This is a genomic window from Micromonospora marincola, from assembly GCF_056150385.1.
Genome location: NZ_JAXCFT010000009.1, coordinates 163,351 through 183,441, shown reverse-complemented (window position 1 = coordinate 183,441; position 20,091 = coordinate 163,351). Strand labels below are relative to the sequence as shown.

Annotated in this window: 19 protein-coding genes; 9 read left to right on the top strand and 10 right to left on the bottom strand. The window is 73.7% G+C overall.

Annotated elements, in window-relative coordinates:
* The first annotated feature begins 65 nt into the window (after positions 1-65).
* On the top strand, positions 66-1,658 hold the full coding sequence (locus SM450_RS20275) for a GMC family oxidoreductase (protein ID WP_474621310.1): 1,593 nt from the start codon (positions 66-68) through the stop codon (positions 1,656-1,658).
* A gap of 66 nt (positions 1,659-1,724) precedes the next feature.
* On the opposite strand, the gene SM450_RS20270 is transcribed toward SM450_RS20275, so the two are convergent.
* On the bottom strand, positions 1,725-2,543 hold the full coding sequence (locus SM450_RS20270) for a lipase family alpha/beta hydrolase (RefSeq protein WP_474621309.1): 819 nt from the start codon (positions 2,541-2,543) through the stop codon (positions 1,725-1,727).
* Between the two features lie 213 nt (positions 2,544-2,756).
* Here SM450_RS20270 and SM450_RS20265 point away from each other — a divergent pair, with 213 nt between their 5' ends.
* Positions 2,757-4,118 (top strand): pentapeptide repeat-containing protein, encoded by a 1,362-nt coding sequence (locus SM450_RS20265; protein ID WP_474621351.1) that lies wholly within the window; start codon positions 2,757-2,759, stop codon positions 4,116-4,118.
* 7 nt (positions 4,119-4,125) lie between these two features.
* On the opposite strand, the gene SM450_RS20260 is transcribed toward SM450_RS20265, so the two are convergent.
* The 3 genes from SM450_RS20260 to SM450_RS20250 form a co-directional block, all read right to left on the bottom strand.
* Positions 4,126-4,389 (bottom strand): DUF6244 family protein, encoded by a 264-nt coding sequence (locus SM450_RS20260; protein WP_089157165.1) that lies wholly within the window; start codon positions 4,387-4,389, stop codon positions 4,126-4,128.
* A gap of 138 nt (positions 4,390-4,527) precedes the next feature.
* The gene (locus SM450_RS20255) at positions 4,528-5,334 is read right to left on the bottom strand and encodes a hypothetical protein (RefSeq protein ID WP_474621308.1); all 807 of its coding nucleotides are present in this window, start codon (positions 5,332-5,334) and stop codon (positions 4,528-4,530) included.
* Complete coding sequence (locus SM450_RS20250) at positions 5,331-7,832, bottom strand: FtsK/SpoIIIE domain-containing protein (RefSeq protein WP_474621307.1); 2,502 nt, start codon at positions 7,830-7,832, stop codon at positions 5,331-5,333. Before SM450_RS20250 ends, SM450_RS20255 begins: the two co-directional genes overlap by 4 nt.
* Positions 7,833-8,022: 190 nt before the next feature.
* On the opposite strand from SM450_RS20250, the gene SM450_RS20245 reads away from it, so the two are divergent.
* Complete coding sequence (locus SM450_RS20245; protein ID WP_474621306.1) at positions 8,023-9,432, top strand: alkaline phosphatase PhoX; 1,410 nt, start codon at positions 8,023-8,025, stop codon at positions 9,430-9,432.
* A 125-nt stretch (positions 9,433-9,557) separates the two neighbouring features.
* Positions 9,558-10,589, top strand: coding sequence for an endonuclease domain-containing protein (locus SM450_RS20240; RefSeq protein ID WP_474621305.1), 1,032 nt, complete (start codon positions 9,558-9,560; stop codon positions 10,587-10,589).
* Between the two features lie 15 nt (positions 10,590-10,604).
* On the opposite strand, the gene SM450_RS20235 is transcribed toward SM450_RS20240, so the two are convergent.
* On the bottom strand, positions 10,605-10,832 hold the full coding sequence (locus SM450_RS20235; protein ID WP_474621304.1) for a winged helix-turn-helix domain-containing protein: 228 nt from the start codon (positions 10,830-10,832) through the stop codon (positions 10,605-10,607).
* A gap of 234 nt (positions 10,833-11,066) precedes the next feature.
* On the opposite strand from SM450_RS20235, the gene SM450_RS20230 reads away from it, so the two are divergent.
* The 3 genes from SM450_RS20230 to SM450_RS20220 are packed head-to-tail and all read left to right on the top strand — an operon-like array spanning position 11,067 to position 11,970.
* A complete protein-coding gene (locus SM450_RS20230; RefSeq protein ID WP_474621303.1) occupies positions 11,067-11,270 on the top strand; it encodes a hypothetical protein in 204 nt (67 codons plus the stop codon).
* Positions 11,267-11,560, top strand: a complete 294-nt coding sequence (locus SM450_RS20225) for a hypothetical protein (protein WP_474621302.1) — start codon at positions 11,267-11,269, stop codon at positions 11,558-11,560. Before SM450_RS20230 ends, SM450_RS20225 begins: the two co-directional genes overlap by 4 nt.
* Positions 11,557-11,970 carry a hypothetical protein gene (locus SM450_RS20220; RefSeq protein WP_474621301.1) on the top strand — a complete coding sequence of 138 codons (414 nt, stop codon included), beginning with the start codon at positions 11,557-11,559 and terminating at the stop codon, positions 11,968-11,970. The genes SM450_RS20225 and SM450_RS20220 overlap by 4 nt, the downstream gene beginning before the upstream one ends.
* 31 nt (positions 11,971-12,001) lie before the next feature.
* On the opposite strand, the gene SM450_RS20215 is transcribed toward SM450_RS20220, so the two are convergent.
* The 4 genes from SM450_RS20215 to SM450_RS20200 form a co-directional block, all read right to left on the bottom strand.
* Complete coding sequence (locus SM450_RS20215; protein ID WP_474621300.1) at positions 12,002-12,172, bottom strand: hypothetical protein; 171 nt, start codon at positions 12,170-12,172, stop codon at positions 12,002-12,004.
* A 50-nt stretch (positions 12,173-12,222) separates the two neighbouring features.
* Positions 12,223-12,636: a hypothetical protein gene (locus tag SM450_RS20210; RefSeq protein ID WP_474621299.1), complete on the bottom strand. Its 414-nt coding sequence runs from the start codon at positions 12,634-12,636 to the stop codon at positions 12,223-12,225.
* Positions 12,637-12,702: 66 nt separating this feature from the next.
* Positions 12,703-15,384, bottom strand: coding sequence for a hypothetical protein (locus SM450_RS20205; RefSeq protein ID WP_474621298.1), 2,682 nt, complete (start codon positions 15,382-15,384; stop codon positions 12,703-12,705).
* Between the two features lie 124 nt (positions 15,385-15,508).
* Positions 15,509-16,087 carry a TetR/AcrR family transcriptional regulator gene (locus SM450_RS20200; RefSeq protein WP_474621297.1) on the bottom strand — a complete coding sequence of 193 codons (579 nt, stop codon included), beginning with the start codon at positions 16,085-16,087 and terminating at the stop codon, positions 15,509-15,511.
* 163 nt (positions 16,088-16,250) lie between these two features.
* Here SM450_RS20200 and SM450_RS20195 point away from each other — a divergent pair, with 163 nt between their 5' ends.
* Together SM450_RS20195 and SM450_RS20190 are read left to right on the top strand one after the other, a co-directional pair.
* The gene (locus SM450_RS20195; RefSeq protein ID WP_474621296.1) at positions 16,251-17,741 is read left to right on the top strand and encodes an MFS transporter; all 1,491 of its coding nucleotides are present in this window, start codon (positions 16,251-16,253) and stop codon (positions 17,739-17,741) included.
* A gap of 139 nt (positions 17,742-17,880) precedes the next feature.
* Positions 17,881-19,416, top strand: a complete 1,536-nt coding sequence (locus SM450_RS20190; protein ID WP_474621295.1) for a M1 family metallopeptidase — start codon at positions 17,881-17,883, stop codon at positions 19,414-19,416.
* A gap of 62 nt (positions 19,417-19,478) precedes the next feature.
* Here SM450_RS20190 and SM450_RS20185 read toward each other — a convergent pair whose 3' ends face one another.
* Complete coding sequence (locus SM450_RS20185; protein WP_474621294.1) at positions 19,479-20,003, bottom strand: hypothetical protein; 525 nt, start codon at positions 20,001-20,003, stop codon at positions 19,479-19,481.
* Positions 20,004-20,091 lie beyond the last annotated feature (88 nt).

The following is a 20,091-nucleotide window of genomic DNA, read 5'->3' as shown; positions in this document are numbered from 1 at the left end:
CACCTCTTTGCGAGGCGTGATCGAGCAACTACTGTCGGAAGGATTCTCGCGACTGGGGGTCCACAGTGGTGGAGTTCGACTACGTCGTCGTCGGTGCCGGCGCGGCGGGCTGCGTGCTGGCCGACCGGTTGACCGAGGATCCGGGCACCCGGGTCCTGCTGCTGGAGGCGGGCGGTTGGGACCGGAGCCCGTTCGTCCGGGTGCCGAAGGCGTTCGCCCGGTTGATGGACGATCCGCGTACCACCTGGCACTACCCGGTGACGACCGGGCCGGGCCGGCGGGAGACCTGGCAGCGCGGCCGGATGGTCGGCGGCTCCACCTCGGTCAACGGCATGATCTGGAGTCGCGGCACGGCCCGGGACTGGGACGCGCTGGCGCCGCTGGGGTGGGGCTGGTCGGTCATGCGGCAGGTGTTCCAGCGGGTGGAGGACCATCCGCTGGGAGCCGCGCCGCACCGGGGCGTCGGCGGGCCGGTGCGGCTCTCCGTGGCCACCGGCACCGACCCGCTCGCCGAGGAGATGGTGGCCACCGGCGCCGAGCTGGGCTGGCGGGCGGCGGACGACCTGGACGCCGGCGACGACGAACGGATCGGCTATCCGACCGCGACCATCCACCGGGGACGCCGGGTCAGCGCCGCCGACGCGTTCCTGCACCCGGCGCGCCGACGCCCGAACCTGACCGTCGTGGTCGGCGCGGTCGCGCTGCGCGTGCTCGTCGAGGGCGGCCGGGCGGTCGGCGTACGGGTGGCGCACCGCGGCCGGGAGGTCGAGCACCTGACGTCCGGCGAGGTGATCCTCGCCGCCGGCGCGCTCGCCACCCCGCAGTTGTTGCAGGTCTCCGGCATCGGTCCGGCCGGGACGCTGCGCGCCGCCGGGGTTCCGGTGCTGCTCGACCGGCCCCGGGTGGGCGCCGGGCTGCGGGAGCACCGCTCGATCGCGTTGCAGTACCGGCTCGCCGAGCCGGGCGGCCACAACGCCCGGCTGGCGAGCCCGCTCGGGCAGGCCCGCGCGACGCTGCGCTGGTTGCTCACCCGCGGCGGCCCGCTGGCGCTGCCGGTGCTCGACGTGGCGGCCCACGTGAAGTCCCGGCCGGACCTGGACCGGCCGGACGGTCACCTGCTGATGGCGCCGTTCTCGGCCGCCCCGCCCCGCCCGGGCCGGGCGCTGGAGCTGGAACGGGAGCCGGGCCTGATGTGCCTGGGCACGGTGACCCGGCCGGACAGCGAGGGCAGCCTCACCGTCACCGACGCCGACCCGCGCACCCCGCCGTCGATCGTGGCGAACTACCTCGCCACCGGGCACGACCGGCGGGTGGCGGTGGACCTGTTCCGGCGGATGCGGGAGTTCTTCGCCACCGGGCCGATCGCCAAGCGGATCAACGCGGAGACGGTGCCCGGCCTGGCGACCCGGACGGACGAGGAGATCGTCGAGGCGGCGGTGACGCACGGCTACTGCGGCTACCACGCGATCGGCACCTGCGCGATGGGCGCGGACGACGACCACGTGGTCGACGCCGAGCTGCGGGTACGCGGCGTCGACGGGCTGCGGGTGGCGGACGCCTCGGTGCTGCCGGTGATGGTGGCGGGTTGGACAAGCGCGCCGGTGACGGCGCTGGCCTGGCGGGCCGCCGACGTGATCCGGGGCCGCGCCGAGGGGTGAGCTGGCGGCGTGGCGGGCCTGCGCCCGGCGTGGCGGGCCCGCCCGGGGTGGCGGGCCCGCGACCGCTCAGACCGCGAAGCAGTTGGGCCGGATCGCGGCGCCCGCGAGGGTCTGCCGGACCGCCGTGTACGTGGTGCCGTCGAGGACCAGGCCGAGGTGGCCGACGACCCGCAGCGGGCACCACGCCTGCACCAGGATGTTCGTCGCGCCGTCGGCGAGCACCGCGTTGTCGACCGGCCGGACCAGCTCGTCCTGCCAGGTGCGCAGCGTGGTCCAGCGGACCGGGCCGGGGGTGTCGTCGCCGGCGTTCAGATCGGCCAGGAAGCTCGACCCGATGGTCATCTGCTGGCAGGCGACGATGCCGGCGCAGCTTCCCAACCCGACGACGTTGAGAATGTTGGCGACGTACGTGCCGTACTGCGGGCTGCCCAGGCTGATGTACTGGTCGACCCGGTCGGCGCCGCCGAGGTTCCGGACGTACCAGCGGCTGACCAGCCCACCCTCGGAGTGGGTGACCAGGTCGACCCGGCTCGCTCCGGTGGCGGCGCGGACCTGGTCCACGTAGGACGAGAGTGCCCGGGCGGACTCGCGGATGTCGCCGAGGCCGAGGTTCGGCAGTTGGTAGATCGAGACCCGGTAGCCGTCGGCGCGCAGCCGGGCGGCGATCGGCTCGTACGCGATGGAGATCCCGATCAGCCCGCCGACCACGATGACCGGGTCGGCCGCCGCGGCGGCGGCCCGTTCGGCGGCGGTGACGGTGCTGGCGGTGGCGCTGGTGGCGGTGCTGGCGGTCGCCGGTGAGGCGGGCTCGGCGGCGTGGGCGGCGGTGGCCGGGACGAACAGGGCGGCGGTGGTGGTGGCGGCGAGGATCGTTCGGAGCAGCATGGGCTGCACCTCCGATGGGAGGCACCCGGTCGGGACCGGGAGGGACGGGTGGGATCCGATCGATCGTGGGAACGATGATGCGTGTCGGATTTCACACTCGTCAATGGAAAGTTACGCGTCGGTAACCAGTTGGTGCGCCCCGCGCGTAAACCGGCACCTCGGACACCGCCGGCCCGGTGGACGACCGGTCCCACGGCGACCGGCGTGGATGGCATGCTGGGCGCCGTGTCCGCCCCGCCGCCGCCGGAGAAGCCGCTCCGGGTGATGCCCTGGTGGCTGGCGCTGCTCGGGCTGCTGCTGGCCGCCGGCCTCGGCTGGCTGGTGCTCGGCTGGCTGCTCGGCGAGGCCGACCGGGCCGTCCAGCCCGACACCCGGGCCACGCTGCGCGTCGACGCCATCCGCACCGGCCTCACCGTGGTCGCCGGCACCGGCGGCGGGCTCGCGCTGCTGTTCGCCGCCCGTCGACAGTGGATCAGCGAGCGCGGCCAGCGGCACCAGGAGGCCGTCGCCGCCCGCGACCAGGCGCACCGGGACCGGGTGCAGGCGCACGCCGAGGCGGTCGCCGAGGCCGCCGCGCGGCACCAGGAACGCCAGGCCACCGCCGCCGAGCACGACGCCGGCGAGCGGCGGCTCACCGAGCTCTACGTCCGGGCCATCGAGCTGGTCGGCAGCGACAACCCGGCGGTACGCCTCGGCGGGCTGCACGCGCTGGAACGCCTCGGTCAGGACAACCCGGGGCAGCGGCCGACCACCGTGGCGGTGCTCTGCGCGTACCTGCGGATGCCGGCGCCCGACGACCCGCGCGAGACCGAGGTGCGCCGCACCGCGCAGCGGATGCTCACCCGGCACCTGCGGGCGGACCGGGACACCTGGTGGCCGGGCACCGCGCTGGACCTGACCGGCGCCCGGCTCGACGACTTCGACGCCGCCGGCTGCACCCTCGTCGACCTGGACCTCACCGGCGCGGTCTGCACCGGCGTCACGAGCTTCGCCGGGGCGGTCGCGCACGGCCGGCTGCGGCTGACCGCCGAGTTCGCCGACCTCGTGTGCGACGACCTCACCGGCGACGCCGAGATCGTGCTCGACGACGCCCGGGTCACCGGCCGGGCCAGCTTCGACCGGGCCGACCTCGGTGGCGCGCTGTCCTGCCGCGGGACGCGCTTCGGGCAGGTGTCCTTCCACACCGCCACGCTGCGGCAGCCGAGCAGCTTCGACCGGGCCACGTTCGCCGGCAGCGCCACCTTCCGGAAGGCGGTGTTCCTGGCCGGGCTCTCCATGGAGCACACCGGTTTCGCCGGGTACGCGGGTTTCCGCCGGGCGCGCTTCGCCGACATGGCGTTGTTCCGCTGGACCGAGTTCGGCGCGGAGGCGTGGTTCGAGGGGGCCCGCTTCGAGGGCGGCACCAACTTCGGCCGGGCCGTGTTCCACGCCGGGGCCCACTTCGAGGGGGCGGAGCTGGCCCGCCGGCCCCTTGTCGACCAGGCCCGCGCGTCGACATCCGTCACCCACGTATGGCCCCCGGACGTCACGGTGACGCGACGCGACGACGACTGGCTCGTCCTCACCGACCCCTGACGGCCGGTCAGTTGCCGAGCGCCTGGACCTTGGCGATGGTCTCCTGCACGTGCTGGCGGGCCGGCTCGCCGCCCTGCGCGGCCTGGGCGAGCGCCTGCCGGTAGGCGTCGATGACCCCGATCAGCGGCCCCGCCGTCGCGCCTTCAAGCGCGCCGGCGACAAGCGCCCGCGCCTCGGCTGCGTCCTGCGCGGCGGCAGCCGTGCGGGCCTTCGCCTCGTCAAGCTTCTGTGCCGCCGCCGCCAGCCTCGCGATGACCTCCGCAGCGCTCACAAGCCCTCCCCCCAGTCCGCCCGCCCAGCCTACCCCCCACCCCACCCCCGATGCGGTGATCATGAAGTTGACGGCGTTGTTGATCTCCGTCGGCGCCGCCAACTTCATGATCGCCGCCCCGTGCGGGGAGGTGGGCGCTCAGCGCAGGAGGCGGAACAGGAGCAGGTAGACGCAGAACAGCGACGGGGAGACCAGCGCGCAGATCACGAAGCCGAGCGGCACGTAGCGCCCGGTTGGGGCCTCACCGTCGGCGAGCACCGGGCGTCCCCACCTGGCCAGCACGAGCTGACCGGCCACGAAGGACATCAACGGCACGCCCGCGCACGACACCGCCGCCACCAGGTCCATCCCGGAGATCGGCAGCGGCGTGCCGACAAGCGCGACGAGCATCAGCAGCGACCCGACGAGCGCGCACCCGGCGTAGACGGCGACCGCCCGGGCCGGCGCGGACCAGGTCGGCAGCAGCACCGGCCGGCGCGCCAGCGCCTCCGCCTCCTGCCCGTGCCGGTCCGCCTCGTCGGCCAGCCGCCCGGCCACCGCCAGCTCCGCCGCCGGGTCACCCACCGGCGCGGTCCCGCCCCCCTCGGGGTACGCCCCGACCCCCGGCTGCCCCGGCGCGGCGGCTGCGCCGCCGGTCACCCCGTCCCCAGATCCGGGCCCGACAGGCGAACCGGCCACCGATCCGGGTCCAGCGGGCGAACCGGCCACCGATCCGGGCCCGACGGGTGGGCCGGCCGCCTCCGGAACCGACCGGATCGGCACGCCCACCGCCTCCCCCAGCCGGTCCAGGCGCTCCCCCTGGGCGGCCAACCGCCGCCCGACCGTGTCCACGCCGGACTGGAGGTCGCGCCGGCGCTCCGCCTCGGCGGCGATCGCCCGCTCCCCGCCCCGCTGCCGGGTGGACAGCTCCCGCAGCAGCGCCGCGTAGTCGTCGAACCCGCTCATGAGTCAACGCTCTCGGCGGCGAACGGCACGATCAGGGCGGTGCGGTGCTCGTGCCGGTCGACGAGCAGGGCGCGGCCGTCACGCGGGGTGTAGGCGAGGTCGTGCACCCCGAGGTGCAGGCCCAGGTCGGCGGCCGGCACGTTCAACGCGACCAGGCCGGTCACGTCGTCGCGGTGCCCGCTGCCGCCGAGGTCGTCGGCGAGCCGGCGCAACCCGCGCCACCAGCCGAGCACGTGCACGCCGCGCGCCGGGCCGTGCCGCAGCACCGCGCGCAGGTCGTCGTGGCCGGAGCGGAACGTGCCCGGGTCGGTGGCGGCGAGCGTGCCGGCGGCGCCGTCCATGCCGAAGCCCACCAGGTAGGTGCGGTCCGGGCCGGAGGCGTCGCCGGCCGCCTCGGCGAGGAACGCGCGCAGCGCGTCGGCGTCGAGCCGGCGGACCGGGTGGCCGGCGGCGGCGAGCGTCATGGCGAGGTCGTCGGCGAGGTCGGTGGTGCCGGGGGCCAGCGGGGCGAACAGGAACCGGGCGGTGCCCGGGACGTGCTGCCGGGCCAGCGCCAGGGCCGCGCACCTGAGCATCTCCGCGCCGGTGGCGGCGGTGCCGACGACGGCCAGGTGCCGGCCGGGGCTGGCGTCGAGGGCGAACCCGGCCGGGCTGCCGGCGACGTCCACCAGGCGGCCGACCAGGGCGTACGGCGGATCGGCGCCGGGGGTCAGCGCCGCCCAGGCGGGGTCGTCGGTGAGCCGGGGCGTGTCGTGGCCGCGGAAGACCGCCGGCGGGTGCGACCCCTCCGGCCGGGCCGCGTGCAGCTCGTGGCGCAGCGCCGCGAGGTCGACCGCGGCGGCGTGCGCGTCGGGGAAGCGCACCTCGATGTCCGCGCCGGGCGCGCCGGCGGCGGTGTTCACCACGGCCGTGCCGACGGTCAGCCCGCGCGCGGCGTCGTTGCGCGGGTCCAGCACGGCGTCCCCGCCGGGAAGCGCGATGCGCAGCGGGAACTGGCCGAAGATGGCCTCGGCGCGGCCGTAGAGGGCCTCGACGCCTGTGGTGCTCTGACTGGCCAGGACCAGGTGCAGGCCGTACGAGCGACCCTTGCGGGCCAGTTCCTCGATCAGGTCGACGGCCTGCCGGGCCAGCGCGTCGTTGCCGGCGAACAGCACCTGGAACTCGTCGATGACGGTGACGATCCGGGGCGGCCTGGCGTTCGGCGGCACGTCGGCGAGCCGGCTGACGCCGTGGCGCTTGAGCAGCTCGGCCCGGCGGGTCAGCTCGGCGCGCAGCTCCCGGAGCACTGCCACCCCGTACTCGCGGTCGGACTCGATGCCGACCGCCCCGGCGTGTGGCAGCCAGGACGGGTCACGCGGGGTCGGCACGAACTCGGTGAAGCTGACGCCCTCCTTGAAGTCGAGCAGCATCAGCCGCAGCTCGGCCGGGGAGTAGCGGGCGGCCAGCCCGTAGAGCACATCGAGCAGCAGGACCGTTTTGCCGGCGCCGGTGCGCCCGCCGACCAGCCAGTGCGGCGTGGTGTCGTCGAACGCCACGCTCACCGCTTTCCGCCCCGCCCGGCCGAGCACCGTGCGCAGCCCCGCGCCGGCCGACTCGGTCCAGCGGGCCGGCGGCAGCAGGTCGGCGAACATGATGCCGGAGGAGTCGTCGGCGGCCTCGGCGAGCCGGCGGGCCAGCGCGGTCACCGCCGCGTGCGACGGGCCGCCGTCGAGCACCACGGGCGCGGCCAGGCCGCTGCCGTCGACGCTGAACCGGCGCCCCGGCGGGTCGCCGACGAGCGTGTAGCGCTCGGTGACCCGCAAGTGGGTGGTCGCGCCCAGCGGCGGCGCCCCGCGTGCCCCGGCCAGCAGCACGCACACCGCCGCGGCCGGGCCGGCGTGGGTGAGCGCGGCCAGCCGGGCCAGTTCCCGCGCCGGCGGCGCCGACGCGACGACCACCACGAGCAGCTCGCGGTCCTCCGGGTCGGCCCGCTGGGCGGTACGCGCATGGCGCTCGGCGGCATCAAGCAGCGCGGTCGTCTCCGCCTCGGTGGTCGCCGTCGCGCCGAGCACCCCGGCGTCGTGCAGCGGGCGCAGCGGCAGGAACGCCGCGCCGAACGCGGCCTGGTCGAGGCCGACCACCCGGACCGCGCCGGCCGGTGCGGCGGTGAGCAGCCGCACCACCGCCACGCGCAGCAGCTCACCGACCCGCGGGTCACGGGCGTCGGCGTCGATCGCCAGGTGGGCGCCGGCCCCCACCGGCACGAGCACCGGGAACGCGCCGTCGACAGTGGTCGCGACGCCGAGGCGTACCGGCGCGGGGTGGGTCGCGACGCGGGCGGTGCCGGGCACCGCGGTGGCCAGCTCCCCGCCCAGGCGGGCCAGCCGGGCGACCAGTTCGGGGCTGCCGACGGGGGCCGGGCCGGCGGCGCTCAGCATCCGCCGGGCCGCCTCCCAGTGCCGCAGCGCCGCCCGATGCCTCTCGACCGCCTGCCGGTACGCCGCCGCGAGCCTGTTCACCCCGTCCGCCCTCCGACGCCACCATCTGCGATCGAGGGAACCCTAACGGACGCGCATCGCGAGGGCACGGCGTGCTCGGCACCCGGGATTCGTCCACTGTTCACCCGGCCGGGGCCGGCCCCGCCGCCCGCCGTTCCCCTGGCCCGGCTTGCCTGCCAGGGCAACCTCGTGTGCACAGGAAGGCGACGACGTGACCTCCTCTCCCCTTTCCCGGCGGTCCCTGCTGGGCGGCGCGGCCGGCGGCCTCGGCATCGTGGTGGCCGGCAACCTGGACGCCATCGCCGGCCCGGCGGCGGCCCGGGCCGCGTGCCGCCCCGCCGCCGGCTACGGCGACCTGGTGCCCGACCCGGCCGGGCTGCTGGCGCTGCCGCCGGGCTTCCGGTACACCGTCGTCGCCCAGGCGGGCGCGACGCTGCTCGAATCGGGGCAGGCGACCCCGAGCGACGCCGACGGCACCGGCTGCTTCCGCGGCCCGCGCGGGTCGGTGCTCGTGAACAACCACGAGATCGGCGGCGACGAGCCGTACCCGGTGCCGGCGCTGCCCGGCCTCACCTACGACCCCGGCGCGCGCGGCGGCACCACCACCATCGAGGTGGACAAGCACGGCCGGCGGCTGCGCGAATATGCGAGCGTGGCCGGCACGCACAACAACTGCGCCGGCGGCATCACCCCGTGGGGCACGTGGCTGACCTGCGAGGAGACCGAGCAGCGGGCCGGCGGTCAGTTCCAGAAGGACCACGGGTACGTCTTCGAGGTCGACCCGCACGACCGGGCCGCCAACACCGACCCGGTGGCGCTGACGTTCCTCGGCCGCTACTCCCACGAGGCGGTGGCGGTCGACCCGTACACCCACTCGATCTATCTGACCGAGGACGCGAGCGGCCCGAACGGCCTCTACTTCCGGTGGACGCCGCCGCCCGGTTTCCGGGCCGGCAAGGGCGCGCTGCGGGCGCTCGCCCAGCGGCCCGACGGCGGCACCGCCGGCAGCCTCGAAGCGATGCGCTGCCGGCGGGGCGACGCGCACGTGGCCGACCTGTCCGAAGCCACCACGCCCGGTACCCGCTACCAGGTGGAGTGGGTGCAGGTGCCGGACCGGGACGCCCGGACCGTGTCGGTGCGCAAGCAGTTCACCGACGCCGAGGTGACCCGCAGCCGCAAACTGGAGGGCGCCTGGTGGGGCGACGGCGGCGCGTACTTCGTGGCCAGCTACGCCCGGCACAGCGACGGCAGCGTCAACGAGCACGACGGCCAGGTCTGGTTCTACGACCCGCGGCGGCAGACCGTGACGCTGAAGACCATCTTCGGGGTGAACACCGACCCGGAGGGCGACCACGGCAACTACGACGGGCCGGACAACATCACCGTCTCCCCGTACGGCGGGGTGATCCTGGCCGAGGACGGCGAGGGCGTGTCGCACCTGGTGGGGATCACCGAGCAGGGCAAGGCGTACCCGCTGGCCCGCAACGAGCTGAACGACAGCGAGTTCACCGGGCCGACGTTCAGCGCGGACGGGAAGATCCTGTTCGCGAACATCCAGAGCCCCGGGTACGTGTTCGCGATCACCGGTCCGTGGGGGCGCCCGAGCAACGCGCACCGCTGAGGGGGCCGGCTCAGTTGTAGATCTTGGAAGGGATCGGCCCCTCCGGGGGCCGCTATCCTCCAAGATCTACGAGCGTTGTCCACAGGGGCCGCGCGGCGACCCCTGTGGACGGCAGCCTTGGGTGGGTGGGGAACTCGTGGGCGGGGATGCGGCGGGCGCTGCCGTCGGACGACGCGGATGAGCTGACCTGGTTGTTGTTCCGTCAGGACGGCGTGCTCAGCCTCGGCCAGGCACAGGCGCACCTCACGCGCAAGGCGATCCGGCATCGGGTGGCCAGCCGTCGATGGCGTCAGGCTCACCGAGCGGTTCTCGTCGCGCACAACGGCCCCGTCGGTCCCGCTCAGCTCCGGTGGATCGCGGTGCTGGCCGCCGGCCCGACCGCGCTGCTCGGCGGCATCACCGCCGCCCAGGCCGGCGGGCTACGTGGGTTTCCGGACCGCGTCGTTCATCTGCTCATGCCCGCCACCTGCCGTCGTGCTCCGCTGCCGACCGGCGTACGAGCACACCGGACCACTCACCTGCCCGACGGTGACGTGGTGCGGGTCGGCCAGCCGCCCCGGACGACGGCTGCGCGATCGGTGATCGACGCGGCCCAGTGGGCAGCTACCGACGCGCAGTCCCGGGCGATCGTGGCGGCGGCGTTCCAGCAACGGCTGGTGGGCGGTGACGACCTGCACGAGGTGCTGAGTCGGATGCCACGGGTCCGCCGCCGACGACTCCTCCTGTCCACCGCCACGGACGCGGCCGGCGGAGCGCATTCGCTGGGCGAGTTGAACCTGCTCGACCTCGTGCGTCGCGCCGGCCTACCCGAGCCGACCCGCCAGGTGGTCCGGCGCGACGCCATGGGCCGGCGACGCTACCTCGACGCCTACTTCGACGAGTGGCGGGTGCACGTCGAGGTGGACGGCGGGCAGCATCTCGACCCGGCGCACGCCTGGGCGGACATGCGCCGGCAGAATGCGCTCTGGATCGAGGGCGACCGCGTCCTCCGATTCCCCTCCTGGGCCCTGCGCAACGATCCGGAAGCGGTGATCGGCCAGTTACGAGCCGCCCTCCAAGCCGCCGGCTGGCCCGGACAAACGGCTTGCGCCGTTGGGGATCTTGGCGATCTTGGAAGAAAATGGCCCCCAGAGGGGCCTTCCGCTTCCAAGATCTAGCGTTCTTCCGCGTTACTACGGCTCGGGGCGCTCGGCGACGAACACGCCGAGGCCATGTACGCCCTCCACCCATCCCTGCGTCTGCAGCACGAGAATGGCCTGCCGAACCACTGTCGTCGAGACGCCGTGATCAGCCTTGAGCTGCGACGTGGACGGCAACTTGTCCCCCGGCGCGAGTGCTCCTGACTGGATCTGAGTGCGGAGTTGATCCGCGAGCTGTTCCCATTTCGGTTTGACGGGCATGTGTACTCCCAGGTCTGCCCAGCCATTCGATCACGCGCGACTTGCCATGACAAGCAACGTGTTGTCGTCCTTGCTATGCGTGACTAGTTGTGTAAAGCTCCATCTGGCTGGCTCCCAGGTCTGCAAACCGGAGCTGGTCCGTTCCCACCGCGCAGAGCGCTCGGCCGGCCAATCCCCCGGACGGCCGGGCGTGCGTACCTGTCAACCACACGTCGCATCCCGACGGGAGGCCCGATGGGCGAGCGCACCAACGACGAGTCCCCAGGTGATTCCTTCGTCTCGGCGCAGGACATCGAGGACGCCGAGGACATCCTCTTCGCGCACCCGCCGCGCCGGGTCGTCCGCTGGGTGTGCGGCTGCGGCGAGGACTTTCCCTGTCTGGAGGTGGTCTTCGCGCGCCTGGTCAAGGCCACCGTCACCGGGCCCGACGAGCGGTGAGCGCTCGTCCGCTCAAGGCGGGAGACCTCCTGTGCCTCGACCGCGCGGCGAGCGTGCAGTTCTGTCGCCCGATCACGGTACGGGTCATTCGCGAGATCATCGATCGTCCTACCTTCGACGGCTGGGCGTGGATCGAGGTGTACGAGCTGGACGGCAGGGGTGATGCGGTCGCCAAGCGAGAGCTGTTCGTGCAGCCGGCCGGGCTGAGCTGGCTCAACACCCGGCACGGCGGACGCCCTACCGTCAGCCGAAGCGCCCCCATCGCCACACGGCCGCGAGTGCCGGCATGAGTATCGGCACCCGCCCGCATCTGTCCATGCGCCCGCTCTGGATCTGCCGACGCTGCGCGCACCCGTGGCCGTGCGCGGAGGCTCGGCTCGCCCTGCTGGTCGATTACAAGGGTGACCGGCTCGCCCTGGCGGTCTTCCTGTACGGACAGCTCTACGACGCGCGGCTCAAGAGCTGCATCGCCTCAACCCCGACAAGGCGCCGAGCCCGCAGGCGCTGTTCGCCCGGTTCGTCGGTTGAGCACCGCTGCACACACTGGCCCATTGGCCAGGACTTCGACCAGGACTGGCGGGAGCGACTCTACGCGGTGGCATCCGGCCTGGTCAGCGCCGAGGATCTCATTACGGAAGAGATCAGCCGCGTTCGCCCGGAAGATCGGTCAGCGGCCGATCGAGAGCCGCGCCCTGATTGAGCAGCCGGCCGCTTGAACCGCGCTTGCCATGTCACAGGCCAAGCTCGCGTTTGGCCTGCTCCCACGAGATGGCGCTCGCCGGATCGGCGCGATAGGCGGCCAACCGATCAGCCACGTCCGGCACCTCCCTGAGGTCATCGAGCATGTCCTGCAATGCCTCGACCATGGCCCGAGCCAGCTCGTCGTCCCGGCCCGCCTCCACGCTGGCGTTCCTACTCGTGTCCCAGCGTGGACGACAAAACCGGAGGCGTTTCAGCGGACTCCTCGAACCACCCCGTCAACAATGGACCGGAGCGCACCGGCGTCCACCGTTTCCGGATCGACGAGCACATCAACGGCGACCCCGGGCTCGGCGAGCCAGAACGCTTCGGCGTCACCGATCAGGCCGGGGCCGTCCGGATGCGCGAAGTCGGCAAGCTCCCACGCGCCGCCGTCGCGCTCGTGATAGTCCGTGAGGAACTCGCGGACCGCGCTCAGGTCGGCAAGGCGCTCGCCCCGGAGCACGTGCACCCGCAGGTCGACCCGGTAACCGTCCTCGACCTGGCGCTCCCAGACGCGCGTGGCGAAGCTGACGTCCTCCCACTCGGTGGCGAAGTCCGACACCATCTCACCAACCCCACCCGGCAGAAACCCGATGGAAAACCCGTCCAGCACCTCGCCGCTCACCCGTTCGCCTCCGTAGATCTTGGTACGGAACCGCCCTCCGAGGGGCGTCCGCGTACCAAGATTCATCTATTCCCGCGCGGGAGCGCAACCGGGACCGGGAACCGCCGCGTCGGCGACTCCGCAGTGGAAGACCTCGATCGGAGCGGCGGCCACGTCGGGCACCTTCGCCACGGTGAGCAGCGCCAGTCGCTTGGCGACCGGTTCGCCGGAGTCCGGGGCGTACCGGATCAGGCCGCTGACCCCCGGGTAGCCGCCGGCGGCGTTCTGCCGCAGCACCTCGGCGTGCACGCCGACCGGGTTGACCGCGCGCGGCTCCCAGCGGCGACCGGTGTCGGCGTGCCGCAGCCGGGCGGCCAGGCTCTCCAGCGCGCGCACCATCATCATGGCGGCGTCGTAGGCGAGGCTGACCCGCTCGCCGACCGGCGGGCCGGCCCCGTCCCGGCAGCGCGGCGGGTCGAGCAGGTCGGCCGCGCCGATCCAGGTGAGGAAACTGCCCCGGGCGTCGTCCCGCGCGGCCTGCGCGGTCCGCAGCGCGGCGCAGGTGGCAAGGGACGCCTTCGACACGTACGTGACCGGCAGGTTGCCCGGCGCGCTGGCCCGCAGCCCCGGGTTGGCCATGTAGCGGTTCACCGAGTCGTCGGCGACCAGGTGCCGGGGCGGGTCCGCGCCGCACTCCTTCAACGCCCGCAGGAACCCGTCGAACTCCGACCAGCGGCCGGCGAAGAAGAGCATCCCGGAGTATCCGCACTCCTGGGTCAGCCGCCGGCCGCTGCGCCACTCGTCGAGCCGGGTGAGCCGGTCGCCGAACCGCTCCCGCAGGCCGTCGACGAGCGTGCCGACGTAGAGGTCGTCGGTGAGCGAACTGCCCTCGCCTGTGGTCCAGTAGACGTGCGCCTCCCCCACCCGCAGCACCTGCCCGGCGTAGGCCTCGACCATCCGGGCCTGCTCCCGGTTGGGCGCGGACATGGCCAGGTAGAGGCTGGAGTTCTCGTCCATCCGGTCGGCGGACAGGGTGGGCGCGAGCACCGGCAGGCCGATCCGGTTGAGTTCGCGCAACGCCGCCGCCGTGCTGGTGCGGCTGTCCACCAGGCCGACCACGCCGAGCACGGTCGGGTCGTCGTGGGCCAGCCCTTCCAGCATGCGTACGGCGTCGTCGGCGTGCCGCATCTGCCGGCCGGCGTTGGCCACCACGATGTGCAGCAGCGCCGCGTCGTCCGCCGCCGCCGACTCCTTCAGCAGCGCGTACTGGGCGGTGGCCATGCCCTCCAGTTCCTCGCGCTCGGAGACGTACGACTCCTCGTCCGCGCGGGTTCGGTTGCCGGTGAGGCTGCCCAGGTAGACCAGGGTCAGATAGGGGCGGCGGTGGTCGCTGCGCCGCCACACCTCCTCGGTGGCCCGGTTCTGGGCGAAGATGCGCCGCTGCACCGCCCGCAGCCGGTCCTGCCCGGGCTCGCTGTTGAAGACCTGACCGGCGGTGTCGCTGTAGCCGACGCACTCCCCGCCCACCAGCCGCACGCCCACCCGGTCGGTCGGCCAGGGGCGGCAGTCCGACGCCCACCGCCCGTGCGCCCAGACGCCCACCCCGGCGAGCAGCACGAGGGCCACCGCCGCGGGCAGGAACCGCCGTGCCCACCAGGGTGGATCCGGTGCGACGAGCGCCGGCGGGGCAACCCCTGTGGGTACGCCGGCGACGTCCTCCTCCGCGGCCAGCACCATGAGCCAGGCGCCGGAGCGGCGCAGCCGGCGACGTTCCGGCAGTGCCTCTGCCCAGTCCTCGTACGCCTCCTCGGCCTGCGCCAGCGGCCGGGACGCGGCCGGTTCCGGCGGCGGCTCGGCCGCGACCGCGACCACGAGCAGCGGGTCGTTGCGGCCGGTCTCGTTGCGGACCTCGTCGAAGATACGGACCAGGGTGTGCCCGACGTTGTCCGGGCCCACGCCGTCGAGCAGCACCACCGGGTAGGCGGTCCGGCGCCAGTCCCCCGGTCGCCAGAACCGCCGCCGGTAAGCCAGCCGCAGGTCCTCCAGGAACGCGTGCAGCAGCAGCTTCTCCACCTGGGCCGGATGCTCGCCGTCGCGCCAGCCGGCGGTGAGCCGTTCGGCGAAGCCGAGGAACGTCACCGACTGCCGGGGCGCGAGATACTGCTGGCGCATGAACCAGCGGTACTGCCGGCCGATCACCGGCACCCGGCCGGAGACGGCGATCCGGAACACCACGCCGGGCACCGCCCGGCGCAGCAGCCAGAGCAGCAGTTGCAGCGCGGTGGCGAGCGCGGAGCCGCCGCCCATCTGGGGATCGTCGCCGACCCGACGCCCCCGCCAGTCCCGCAGCCGGCGCACAAGCGAGGCCCGGCCGCTGTCCGCGGCGTCCACGTCGACGGCGAGCGTCTGCTGCATCAGCCAGTCGGCGAGCGGATAGTGCCGGAAACGCAGCCGGGGCGCGCCGAACGCCTCCAGGGAGAGCTGCCGGTGCAGTTCCCGCAGCACCGTAGCCACGTCGTCGGCGGGCGGTCGGTCGTTCAGGTCCAGCACGGCGTGCGGCACCCGCCGTCCGCTGCCACGGGTGGCGAAACGGCGCAGCAGGGCCGCCACCGCGCGGTCGCCGGCCGGCCGGAGCAGCCAGAGCAGCGGCAGCCTGCGGTCGCCGCGGCGGGGCCGCCGCAACAGCCGGGCCAGCAGGGTGAGCAGTTCCAGGCCGCCGGCCGGAAGTTGCTCCCGGGCGGGCCGCGGCCGGGTCGCCGGGTCGCGCATGGCCACCTCCGGGTGACGCCGAGTGTCGCACCATTGTCGACACCCACGCAAGGTGCAAGGAGGGGGCCCCGGTTAACGCCTCAGGTATAGGAAGGGGCCCCGCTTAACACATAAGGGGGCCGCCCTAGCGAGGCGGCGGCGGGCGCAGGCCGTCGAGCGCGATGGCCAGGACGCGGTCACGCTGGGCCGGATCGGGGAACTGGTACGCGGCGATGCCGCTGATCAGGCGTACCACGTCGTCGAAGTCGGCGTCCGGCCGGGCGGCGCCGGCGGCCTGGGCGCGGCGCAGCAGCGGCTCACCCGCGGCGTAGATCTCGGTGCGGCAGTTGCGGAACACCTCGGAGTCGTGCACCAACTCGTCGGCAAGCGCCCGCTTGGCGCCGACGTAGTCGACGAACCGGCGCAGCCAGCCGACCAGGGCGCCCCACGGGTCGAGGTCGGCCAGGTCGGCGGCGGAGGCGCTCAGGGCGCGCACCTCCTCGACGTAGACGGCCTCGAACAGGTCCCGCCGCTGGGGGAAGTTGCGGTAGAGCGTGCCGATGCCGACGCCGGCCCGGCGGGCGATCTGCTCCAGCGACGCGCCGGCGCCCTGCTCGCCGAACACGTCCCGGGCGGCGGTGATCAGCGCGTCGTAGTTGCGCCTGGCGTCGGCGCGCTTCGGGCGACGCGCGAAGACTTCGGTCGCCTGGTCGGCGCTGGGCATGACGCGTGTCACTCCTTCTCTCTTGCAACCGGAGGCATCCCTCCACTACGTTGGTGGAGGCACCCCTCCGGATAGCGTACTCCGGAGGACCCGGCCCGATGCGCCGCCACCGCCGCCCCACCGCGCGAGCGGCCTCCCTCGTACCGAACGGAAGTTGTTCTACATGATCGACACCTTCCGGCGCGGCTCGCGCCGGATGACGTTCCTCGTCCTCGCCGCCGGCGCCGGCTTCTTCGCGATGCTCCAGTCGCTGATCACGCCGGTGCTGCCCACCATCCAGCACGACCTGCACACCTCGCCGAACACGGTGACCTGGGTGCTGACCGCCTACCTGCTCTCCGCGTCGATCTTCACGCCGATCCTCGGCCGGGTCGGCGACATGGTCGGCAAGGAGCGGATGCTCGTCGTCTCGCTCGCCGCGCTCGCCCTGGGCTGCCTGCTGGCCGCCGTCGCGCCGAACATCGGCGTACTCATCGCCGCCCGGGTGGTCCAGGGCATCGGCGGCGCCGTCTTCCCGCTGTCGTTCGGCATCATCCGCGACGAGTTCCCCGCCGCCCGGGTGAGTTCGGCGGTCGCGTCGATCTCGGCGGTCGTGGCGGTCGGCGGCGGGCTGGGCGTCGTCCTCGCCGGGCCGATCGTGGCCACCCTGGGCTACCGCTGGCTGTTCTGGATCCCGCTGATCGTGGTCGGCCTCACCGCGGTGGCCGCGCACCGGTTCGTGCCCCGCTCCCCGGTACGCACCCCGGGCCGGATCAACTGGGCCAGCGCCGTCCTGCTCTCCGGCTGGCTGGTGGCGCTGCTGCTGCCGGTCAGCAAGGGCGCCACCTGGGGTTGGACCTCCGGTCCGGTCATCGGGCTGCTGGCGTTGGCCGCGGTGCTCGTGGCCGGCTGGCTGGCGGTCGAGGCCCGCACCGCGAACCCGCTGATCGACCTGCGGATGATGCGCCTGCCGGCGGTCTGGACCACAAACCTGGTCGCCCTGCTCTACGGCGCCTCGATGTTCGCCGTCTACGCCTTCCTGCCGCAGTTCACCCAGATCCCGACAAGCGCCGGCTACGGCTTCGGCGCCAGCATCACCCAGGCCGGGCTGCTCATGCTGCCGATGCTCGTCGGCATGTTCACCGCCGGCCTGCTGGCCGGGCGGCTGGAGTCCCGGTTCAGCCCCAAGGCACAACTGGGCACCGGAGCGGTGTTCAACGTGACCGCCGCCGCCATGCTCACCGTCGCGCACGACACCCGCTGGCAGGTCGCCGTGGCCGGCGGCCTGGTCGGGCTCGGCGTCGGGCTGGCGTTCGCCTCGATGGCAAACCTGATCGTGGGCAACGTGCCGGCCTCGCAGACCGGCGCGGCGACAGGAATGAACGCCAACATCCGCACCATCGGCGGCGCGATCGGCGCGGCCCTGGCCAGCACCGTGATCACCGCCAATCCGCAGCCGAGCGGGCTGCCCCGGGAGGCCGGGTTCACCGCCGGATTCCTGCTGCTCACCGGCATCTCGCTGGCCGCCGCGCTTGCCGCACTCGCCGTACCGTCCGGGCGCCGCACCCGGCCCCGGCGGCAAATCGGACCGGCACCGGAGGTGGTGCCCGGCGTGCCCGGCGCTCCGGCCATCCCGTCGAAGACGGTCGGCCGGCTGGCGCCCGCGGTCCGCTGACCCGCATGCCGTGGCGAGTTGTTAAAAGGGGGCCCCTCCTATGCGAAATGCGTTAACAGGGGCCCCCTCCTTACATGGCTTCGTTTACATGTGTCGATTAGGTTGGCGGGGCGAACACCCGACGGAGGGAGTCCCACCCGTGCCACGCGCACTCACGGCGGCGATCGCCGCCCTGACCCTCACCACCGCCGTCACCACCGTGACCGGCGCACCCGGCCGGGCCGCCCCGACCGGATGGGGCCGACCGCAGGTCTCGGCGGCCACCCCCGCGCCGGGCAGCCCCGGGCTCGGCGACAGCTACTTCCCCGACTACGGCAACGGCGGCTACGACGTCGACCACTACGACATCCGGCTGCGCTACGAACCGGCCACCGACCGGCTCAGCGGCACCACCACGATCCTGGCCACCGCCACCCAGGACCTGTCCCGGTTCAACCTCGACTTCGCGCTCGACGTCGAGTCGGTGCGGGTCAACGGCTGGGTCGCCGGTTTCGCCCGGGCCGGCGACCACGAGCTGGTGATCACCCCACCCCGGTCGGTGCTCAAGGGTCAGCAGCTCACCGTCGTGGTGAAGTACGCCGGCATCCCGTCTCAGACCAAGGTGTACGGCTACACCGGCTGGACCCGCACCGCCGACGGCGCGCTCGCCGTGAACGAGCCCGAGTCGGCCTGGTGGTGGTTCCCGAGCAACGACCACCCGAAGGACAAGGCCACCTGGGACATCTCCGTCTCGGTGCCGACCGGCGTCGAGGTGGTCAGCAACGGCGTGCAGCCGCGCGACCCGCTGCCCGAGGCCGGCAACCGCTCCCGGTGGATCTGGCGCAGCGTCAAGCCCGGCGCCACCTACCAGGCGTTCATGGTCATCGGGCAGTACGACATCGTCACTGACACCGCGCCGAACGGGCAGCCGGTGGTGAACGCGTACAGCACCACGCTCGGCGAGCGCGGGCCCGCCGCCCGGGCCAGCATCGAACGCACCGCCGAGATCGTCGACTGGGAGAGCGGGGTGCTGGGCCCGTACCCGTTCGAGGCGCAGGGCGGCGTGGCCGGCCCGATCGACGGCATCGGCTTCGCCCTGGAGACGCAGACCCGGCCGGTCTACGGCCCCGGCTTCTGGCGGCGCGGCTCGAACCCCTACGTGATCGTGCACGAGAACGCCCACCAGTGGTTCGGCGACTCGGTCTCAGTGGCGGACTGGCGCAACATCTGGCTCAACGAGGGCTTCGCCTCGTACGCCGAGTGGCTCTGGTCGGAGGAGCAGGACGAGGGCACCGCGCAGGAGCTGTTCGACTTCACCTACGACAGCTATCCGGCGGACTCGGACTTCTGGCAGGTGCTCCCCGGTGACCCGGGCGCCGACCGGGTCTTCGACGACGCGGTCTACGACCGGGGCGCGATGGCGCTGCACCAGATCCGGCTGGCCGTCGGCGACCCGGCGTTCTTCCGGATCCTGCGCACCTGGACGGCCCAGCACCAGTACGGCAACGGCACCATCGAACAGTTCCAGGCGCTCGCCGAGCGGATCGCCGGCCGGGACCTGGACGCGGTGTTCACCACCTGGCTGTTCACCGCCGGCCGCCCCGAGGTGGGCGCCGCCGCGCGTACCTCGGCGGCCCCGGCGCGCCCGGCCTCCTGGACGAAGATCCGGGCGGCGCACGACCTGCTCGGCCACTGACCGGTCCGGCCGGTCCCGCCCGTCGGGGGCGGGGCCGGCCGGGGCCGAGCTGGCGGCGCCGGTCAGACCGGTCCCGGCACGGGCGCCGGAGCAGTCGGCGACGCTTGGCTCGCCTCGACGGCGCGGATGTGCCGGTAGGCGAACCAGAGCGGCGGGAACGCGCCGACCGCGAACGACAGGTCGACGAGCGTCCAGAGCCAGGGGATGTCCCGGATCGGGCCGCAGATCAGCGCCAGCGGCACGATGCCGGCGCAGGCGATCAGTCCCACCTGGACCATCCAGACATTGCGTACCGGATCACGCAGCGGACCCCAGAACGCCACCGCGAGCACCAGGTGGGCGAAGGCGAGCCAGTCGGTGCCGTAGAGCAGGAACGGATAGTCGCGGTCGGCGGTCACCAGGCCGGTGTGGACCCGCTCGATCCAGCTCACCAACGCGGGGAACCGGCCGGCGAGCGGGTCGAGCGCCGCCAGCAGCCAGCGCACCTCGATCTCCAGCGGGAACGCGGTCACCCCGCTGAGGAAGAGACCCACCACCACGACCCAGAGCCAGCGGCGCACCCACCGCAGGCGTACCTCGACGTCCATGTCCGCAGCGTAACGATGATCTTCGCACCCTCGTGGTCCCGCCGGACGAGACGTGACCCACGTCCGGTGGGTGTTAAGCGGGGCCCCC